This is a genomic window from Thermostichus sp. OS-CIW-26 (assembly GCF_054058395.1).
The window spans coordinates 1-7,381 of record NZ_JBSSAG010000058.1 but is presented as its reverse complement, the minus strand read 5'-3'; the positions used below and the strand labels follow the sequence as shown (position 1 = coordinate 7,381).

Genomic DNA, 7,381 nt, shown 5'->3' with positions numbered 1-7,381 from the left:
CCCTGCAAAGTGCGGTCAATTTCTTGACGCAACTCTTGTGGGACTATCAGCTTGCAACGTACAGAGATAGTCTGGCTCATGGGCTTATTGTAGTTCATCCAGGCTTTTGACCAGCAAACCTATATAGAGGAGGGCTTTCCTCCCGACACCAAGCCTGCGGCTATGGTGCGGGCCTCCAGCCCGAAAATTTGGTGAAATGCAAGGACTCCGTCCCGCTTACGCGTTCGCGTTAGCGTCGCGTAGCGACAAAGGACTCCGTCCCGCTGACGCGAAAGGACTCCGTCCCGCTTACGCGAACGGATCCCATTCCCCGCCTCTGGCCAACCCCTCGATGGTGGTGATGGCTTGGCCCTGCAAGCGCGCCGCCGGGTACAGGCAACTGTGGACGGGATCCCCCTCCAACAGCACCGTGCAAGCCCCGCAATCCCCCGAGTCGCAGGCACGGCGTACCCCCACCCAGCCCAGCTCCCGCAACAAGCTCAGCAGAGTGATCCCCGGCGGAACCACCTGCCCATAGGGTTGGCCGTTCACCTGAAATCGGATGGGAATGGGAGTGGGATCCATAACGGTCTTCTTTTTTCACTCACATCTACCCCATTCTGTTTTGAGCAAAATGTTTCGAGTGAACCATTGGATTGCCCTGTTTGTTTTCATCCCTCTTCCCCATGAGGTGAGGGGATCCTGCCTATCGCAGATCGGTTTGCCCTCCCTCGCTGGGATGGCTTTCTTGGATGATCAGAGCAGGATTTTGTGAATTCAAATCCCAAGTGCAGGCCAAGCCTTCTTTGCCGAGATCTCTTCGCTTCCCTCAACTCCATTGATGACTTAGCCTATTTACCCTAGGAGACACTATGGCAACTCTTTACTTCAGCCCGCTTTTCGAGGTACAAGCTCTGCAAGCGGAGCCCAACCGGGGACGCTCTCGCTCCTTCCTGCCCACTCCTCTGCAGGTTTGGGAGAGCGGCGAAGCCTACACCGTCCAGTTGTGGGTGCCCGGTGCCAATCGGGAACGCTTCCACATCGAGGCCACGGCTCAACAGCTCTCCATCAGCGGCGAGATCCAGGTTCACGGCCCTGAAGGTGCTGAATTGCGCTACCAAGAAGTGGAGCCCCAACCTTTTCAACGCATCCTCAAGCTGGCCCGCCGCATCCAGCCGGAGAAAGTCTCGGCCACCTATCGCGACGGCATCCTCACCCTCACTCTGCCCAAAGCCGACGCAGCGCGGGTGATCAAAGTCCAAGTGGGCGCCTCAAACCCCACTACTCCGACGGAAGCCGTGACAGTGGAAAGCCAACCTGCCTAGGATCCCCCTCTTTTCGGGAGAGGGGCTGGGGGTGAGGATCCACTGCACGCGCACCTCATCTCCCACCTTAAAATCCAGCGCCCGGCTGGCATTGCCTCGGTTTTGCACGATCTCCACCCAGCCGGAGCTGCCCACCAGGGCCAGCACTTCCCCAACTTCTCCCTCAGCAAAGGTGGCCACGGAGCGGACGGGGATCCCTTTGATCCAGGCGCTCCAGCTTCGACCTTCCACCCACTGTCCGGGCAGGTTGGTGATGCCGTTGCCGAAGTGGTCGATGGCTTGGACCAGGCCGCGACAGCCGTTGGTCTCCATCTGGGGTGGCGGCCACTCCCAGCGGGTTAGTTCTGCTATGTCTAGGGGATCCCCCAGCTCCGCCAAAGGGATCCCGTTGGCCAGATGAGCGGCAACCGGGGCAAAAATATCCCGCCCATGAAAGGTGCGGCTGGGAGAGGGGGTGCGCCAATAGCGGGGCCGGTTGAGTTCCACAGCAGCCAGCGCCGGGGTTTGGGCCAAAACGCCACTGAACAGGCCATTGTCGGGGCCGACCAAAAAGCCCGTCTCGGTTTGGATGGCCACCGCCCGGCGGCTACTCCCCACCCCCGGATCCACAACGGCCAGGTGAATGGTGCCCGACGGCAGATAGGGGTAGGCCGTCATCAGGGCAAAGCGAGCCGCCGCCACATCCTGAGGCGGGATCCCATGGCTGAGGTCGATGAGTTGAGCCTGTGGGGAAAGGGTATGAATCACCCCTTTCATAATGCCCACATAGGGATCCTGCAGGCCAAAATCCGTCAACAGGCTAATAAAAGGCATACCCTTTTGAGGCTTGAGGATCCCAGTTTAAGGATCCCAAAAGATAACAGCGCTTATGGATGGGGTGGCTAGCGGGCGGCAAGAGCGGGTTCTGGGCGTTTGTACACCTGTCCCAGACGGGCCAACTGCTGCACCAGCAAGCTCAAGAACAGACCCACATCGGTCACAATCCCCACCGACTCCAGGGATCCCCGATCGGCCAGCTTGGTCACCACCGCCGGGTTGATGTCCACGCAGATCAGCTTGACCCCGGCAGGCGTCATGTTCCCGGCACCAATGGAGTGCAACATGCTGGAGAGCATCAGCACCATGTCGGCCCCCTGCAGCAGCCGCGCATAATCCTGTTGGGCCTTGATCAGATCCATCTCCGTATCCGGCAGCGGCCCATCGTCGCGGATGGATCCCGCCAGGGAGAAGGGCACCTGAGCGCGAATACACTCGTAGAACACCCCGCCGGTAATCACGCCCGCTTCCACCGCAGCTCGGATACTGCCGTACTTGCGGATGAGGTTGATGGTTTTGAGGTGATGCTTGTGGCCGCCCTTGACCGGGGTGCCCCGCGACAGATCCACCCCCAGCGAGGTGCCGTAGAGATTCTGCTCCAAATCGTGAACGGCAATGGCATTGCCCCCCAACAGCGCCTGCACATAGCCCTCCCGAATCAGGGTAGCCAAGTGGGATCCGCCGCCTGTGTGGATGACCACCGGCCCTGCCACCACCACCGTTTTGCCGCCCCGCTCCTTGATTTGCCGCAGCTCCCAGGCAATCTGCTCCACCAGGATCTCCACCCGCCGCTCGCTGGAGACTCCCGATCCCATAAAGGTGAACTCCTGGGAAGAGCGCTCTTTGCTGGCCTGGCGCACGGTGCGGATCCCTTCCACCCCACACACCACGGCATCCCCCACCTGCAAATCTCGAATCAGGGTGCAATAGGCTGAAAACTCCGTCTTGCCATTGCAATCGGATCCCTTGACCACGATCACCCCATCCATGCGCTGACGCTGCACCGGGATCCACTGGCCGGCCACCCGCACCTGCGTGGGATAGATGGTGGTGACATAAAAATCGTCGGGCGCTACCCCTGCTTTCTCTACCCGCTCCAGACGGGCATCTTGCTGGGTTTCCTCCGAGAGACGGGCCCCCTGCTCGATCAAGGCGCTGAGGATGGTGTCCAGGGTCTCTTCGGTGGGAGCCGAAACGGCCAGCTCCACTGTAGAGGTGCTCTGCCGTTTTTCCCCAAGCTGAAACTTGAGGATCTGGAAGCTGCCGCCATTGTCGACAATGCAATCGACGGCCCTGGTGAGCAGATCGCTGTCCACCAAATGTCCCTGGAGGGTCACCGTCCGGCTGAGCACTGTGGCCACCGGATCGGTTTGGGGAGCCACCGTCTCGTCGAGGCGCAGCGTCAGGCACTTGGCCGCCCCACCGGCTTTCAGGAACTCCGTCAGCTCCGTCTGCACCACCGCAAATCCCCGCTCCTGTAGGGCGGCTTCCAGCTCTGGGCTGACCCGATTCACCAAGATCGTGCCGTTCACATCCACGGCATTGCAGGCAAAGTGAATGGCATCCGCCTCCTGAACCGGGATCCGCTTTTCAGGGGGCACCCGCATCTCGATCAAGCGGTTGGAATAGGCATCAAAAGCCGGTGGATAGTAAAGCAAATAGCCTTCGGAGAGGGGGCAAAAGCAGGTGTCTAGGTGGTAGAACCGCTCGTCCACCAGCCGCAAAGACAACACCTCGATCCCCAGCCACTTGGCCAAGTAGGGGTGAGACTCCAACATGGAGCGAAAGCCGTAGCCCGCCCACAGCCAGCGCCCTGCCCGATCCAACAGAGCATCTCCTGCCCCCTCAAAAGCCAGGGCCGGCGGCAGCTCATAGACGGTGTAGCCCTGTTCCTCAAACCAAGCCTTGAAATGGGGCTGTTCCCCCTGCCGCTCTGGGTGATAAAAACGGCTCAGCACCACCTTGGATCCCAGGATGAGCCCAGCATTCGCCGTAAACACCATATCCGGCCATCCCGGCACCGGCTGGATTAGCTTCACCTCCGCCCGCTGCGAGAGATGCCGATAAAGAGCCTGCCACTGCTGCAGCGCCCGTTCTCGCGAAGAGCGGTGAACATTCCCCACCATCCAGGGGTTGATCACATAGTCCACCTCGTAGTGATCGGGTGGGCACATCAAATACCGAATGGCACCAGGCATAGATCTCAGAGCGCAATCTGCAGCAGGGCATCCCCTAGATTAGCAGTTGCGTGAGCAGCATCCTCAAGAATCATGAAAGAATCATCATGAAAGAATCATTATTTGTGGGAATCTTTCGCCAGCTCTGGCTGCAGTGGGCTGGGATCGGCAATGTTGGGCAACTCCAGACAGTAGCCCGCCCCATAGACGGTTTTGATGTACTGGGGGTGGCGCGGATCCGGCTCCAGCTTGGTGCGCAGGTGGCGGATGTGAACACGGATGGTCTCGATGTCGTCGTCGGGCTCGTAGCCCCACACCTCCTGCAGGATTTCGCTGGGGGAAACGGTCTGCCCATGTCGCTGCATCAGACAGTGGAGCAGGTCAAACTCCAGGTGGGTGAGCTTGATCGTTTTGCCGAACCACAACGCCTCAAAGCGCTCCGGCACCAGCGTGAGAGGGCCATAGGTGAGGATCTCCCCATGCTTGGCCGCCTGTGGGATCCGGTCTGAGCGACGCAGCAGGGCCCGCACCCGCACCAGCAGCTCCTGCACCTCAAAAGGCTTGGTCAGGTAGTCGTCGGCACCGGCATTAAAGCCCTCGATCTTGTCCTGGGTTTGGCCGAGGGCGGTGAGCATCAAAATCGGGATCTCGCTGGTGCGCTCCTCCCGCCGCAAGCGCTGACAAACGGTCAGGCCATCTACCTGGGGCAGCATCAGGTCGAGGATGATCAGATCGGGGAGAACTTGCAGAGCCAGTGCTTGTCCGCGCACCCCATCGGTGGCCTTCACAACCTCGTAGCCCGCCAACTCCAGATTGATGCGCAGGATATCCAGAATCGAAGGGTCGTCCTCAATAATGAGTATGCGAGCCATAGCCGGTTGCAGCCCAAACTGCGGATAAAACGTTTTGTTAAATGTGCTAACAAAGAGCCGAAGCTTTACGACTGGAAGTTTACTTAATTTTAGCCTCATTGCAAATCTTACTGCGAAGTTAACCCGCAGGGTTGCCCAGCCCGGAGCCGGATGCAGGGGAAACTTTTCAACCCGTTTGGGGCAAATGGGTGCGTTTTTAAGGCCTACGGCCCGCTATCGCGAACGGATCTCCCTTTGGGGGAAGTGCTCCGCACCGCTGGCGCGAACGCGGCGATGAGGCGGCGGGTGTAGTCTTGCTGCGGCTGCTGGTAGATCTGGGAGGCGGGGCCAAGCTCTTCGATGCGGCCCCGGTTCATGACCATGATGCGGTCGCTCATGAACTTGACCACGCTCAGGTCGTGGGAGATGAACAGGTAGGCCAACCCCAGTTCCTCCTGCAGATCCTTGAGCAAGTTCAGCACCTGGGCCTGCACGGAGACATCCAGGGAAGACACTGCCTCATCGCAGACGATCAGGCGGGGCTCCGAGGCCAGGGCGCGGGCAATACAGATCCGCTGCCGCTGTCCTCCGGAAAACTGGTGGGGCAGGCGATCCAGCGCTTCCGGATCCAACCCTACCCGTTCAAACAGGCGTTGGGCCCGTGCTCGTCGCTCAGCAGCATTTCTCCCAATCCCGTGCAGGGCCATCGGCTCTATGACGCTGGCTCCCACACTCATGCGCGGATCCAGTGAGGCTGCCGGATCCTGAAAGATCAGCTGAATCTCGCGGCGGAGACGACGTAAGCGTTGGGGCGGCAAGCGGAGCAGCTCCTCGCCGTCGTAGATCACCTGGCCAGAGCTGGCACGGACCAGGCGCAACAGGGTTCGCCCCAGGGTGGTTTTGCCGCAGCCGGATTCTCCCACCAGCCCCAAGGTCTCTCCGGGGTAGAGGTCAAAGCTGATCCCATCCACAGCTCGGATCTCGCCCACCTGGCGGCCAAATGGCCCTCGACGGACGGCGTAGTGGGTTCGCAGATCCCGCACCTGCAGCAGGGGGGGCTGACTGTACAGCCGGCGCAGCCGTTCTTCCTCTAAGGACTCCGTCCCGCTTACGCGAACGGCAGCCGGGATCTCCACCTGCTGCCACTGCTCCTCTGGGGATCCCCCTTTTTCCAGAAAATCCTGGACGGTGGGCAACCGCCGCAACCGCCGCTCCAACACCGGGCGACAGGCCAACAGGCCGCGGGTGTAGGGATGCTGGGGATCCCGAAAGATCTGCTCCACCGATCCCTGTTCCACAGCTTGGCCCCGGCGCATCACCACCACCTGATCTGCCAGTTCGGCCACCAAATTGAGATCGTGGGTGATGAAGAGGATGGCCATCTGCCGGTGCTGCTGCAGCTCCCAGAGCAGGCGCAGGATTTCCGCTTGCACCGTAACATCTAGAGCGGTGGTCGGCTCATCGGCAATCAACAGTTGGGGATTGGAGGCGATGGCACAGGCGATGGCCGCCCGTTGGATTTGGCCGCCGGAGAGCTGATGAGGGTAGCGCTCCAGCATCTGGGGAGAAAGCTGCACCTCCTCAAACAGGCGAATGGCTTGGGCGCGGATCTCCGCCGGGCTCAGGGAGGTGTTGGCCCTCAAGGTTTCCTGTAACTGCTGGCCACAGGTGTAGAGGGGGTTGAGGGCGGTGCTCGGCTCCTGGAAAATCATGGCGATCTGGGATCCGCGATAGCGCCGCCGTTGCCGGGGATCCAACTGCAGCCAGTCCACCGTTCCGTTGGAGCCCTTGAAGAGGATTTTGCCCTCCACCCGGGCCGAGCTGGGCAGCAGATCAATCAGCGTCAGGGCGGTCATGGTTTTGCCGGATCCCGACTCCCCCACCAGGCCTAAGGTCTGGCCGATCCCGATCTGGAAAGACAGCCCGTCCACCACCGGGGATCCCGAGGGCTCGCCAGCTGCACGGCTGGGCAAGAAAACCCGCAGCCCTTGTACGGTCAGCAAGGCAGAATCGGCAGTAGAGACAGCCTCAGTCATGGCGACGAAAGTGCTCCGCACCGCTGGCGCGAACGCATTAGGGGAATTGGCAGGATTATAGACTACCGCCCCCGCCTTGGCCTCCAAAGTGCTCCGCACCGCTGACCAAAAGGCGCGGCAAGCCCCGTCCTTCAGGGCGGGGAAGGATAGCGCCGACCGTAGCCGACGCCCTTTAAAAACGCAGTGTCGGCCATGTG

6 protein-coding genes are annotated in these 7,381 nt (G+C 60.7%); 1 reads left to right on the top strand and 5 read right to left on the bottom strand.

All coding sequences use genetic code 11. The features are described from left to right. Positions 1-288 precede the first annotated feature (288 nt). Entirely contained in the window at positions 289-564 is a 276-nt protein-coding gene (locus ACVW0C_RS13995) for a (2Fe-2S)-binding protein (RefSeq protein ID WP_414408606.1), read from the bottom strand. Positions 565-851: 287 nt separating this feature from the next. On the opposite strand from ACVW0C_RS13995, the gene ACVW0C_RS13990 reads away from it, so the two are divergent. Continuing rightward, positions 852-1,304 (top strand): Hsp20/alpha crystallin family protein, encoded by a 453-nt coding sequence (locus tag ACVW0C_RS13990; protein ID WP_011431920.1) that lies wholly within the window; start codon positions 852-854, stop codon positions 1,302-1,304. Here the strand turns inward: ACVW0C_RS13990 and ACVW0C_RS13985 are convergent. From ACVW0C_RS13985 to ACVW0C_RS13970, 4 genes are all read right to left on the bottom strand, one after another. Continuing rightward, complete coding sequence (locus tag ACVW0C_RS13985; protein ID WP_457386008.1) at positions 1,251-2,117, bottom strand: SAM hydrolase/SAM-dependent halogenase family protein; 867 nt, start codon at positions 2,115-2,117, stop codon at positions 1,251-1,253. The genes ACVW0C_RS13990 and ACVW0C_RS13985 overlap by 54 nt on opposite strands. A 68-nt stretch (positions 2,118-2,185) precedes the next feature. Further along, positions 2,186-4,318, bottom strand: a complete 2,133-nt coding sequence (argZ, locus tag ACVW0C_RS13980) for a bifunctional arginine dihydrolase/ornithine cyclodeaminase (protein WP_457386006.1) — start codon at positions 4,316-4,318, stop codon at positions 2,186-2,188. Between the two features lie 98 nt (positions 4,319-4,416). Further along, positions 4,417-5,169, bottom strand: a complete 753-nt coding sequence (locus ACVW0C_RS13975) for a response regulator transcription factor (RefSeq protein WP_414342492.1) — start codon at positions 5,167-5,169, stop codon at positions 4,417-4,419. Between the two features lie 203 nt (positions 5,170-5,372). Continuing rightward, positions 5,373-7,184: an ABC transporter ATP-binding protein gene (locus ACVW0C_RS13970; protein ID WP_457386009.1), complete on the bottom strand. Its 1,812-nt coding sequence runs from the start codon at positions 7,182-7,184 to the stop codon at positions 5,373-5,375. Between the last annotated feature and the right edge of the window lie 197 nt (positions 7,185-7,381).

Excerpts from the sequence above, each read along its gene's own strand:
- ACVW0C_RS13995 (WP_414408606.1), bottom strand. The coding sequence starts at position 564 with ATGGATCCCACTCCCATTCCCATCCGATTTCAGGTGAACGGCCAACCC.
- ACVW0C_RS13990 (WP_011431920.1), top strand. The coding sequence starts at position 852 with ATGGCAACTCTTTACTTCAGCCCGCTTTTCGAGGTACAAGCTCTGCAA.
- ACVW0C_RS13985 (WP_457386008.1), bottom strand. The coding sequence starts at position 2,117 with ATGCCTTTTATTAGCCTGTTGACGGATTTTGGCCTGCAGGATCCCTAT.
- argZ (WP_457386006.1), bottom strand. The coding sequence starts at position 4,318 with ATGCCTGGTGCCATTCGGTATTTGATGTGCCCACCCGATCACTACGAG.
- ACVW0C_RS13975 (WP_414342492.1), bottom strand. The coding sequence starts at position 5,169 with ATGGCTCGCATACTCATTATTGAGGACGACCCTTCGATTCTGGATATC.
- ACVW0C_RS13970 (WP_457386009.1), bottom strand. The coding sequence starts at position 7,184 with ATGACTGAGGCTGTCTCTACTGCCGATTCTGCCTTGCTGACCGTACAA.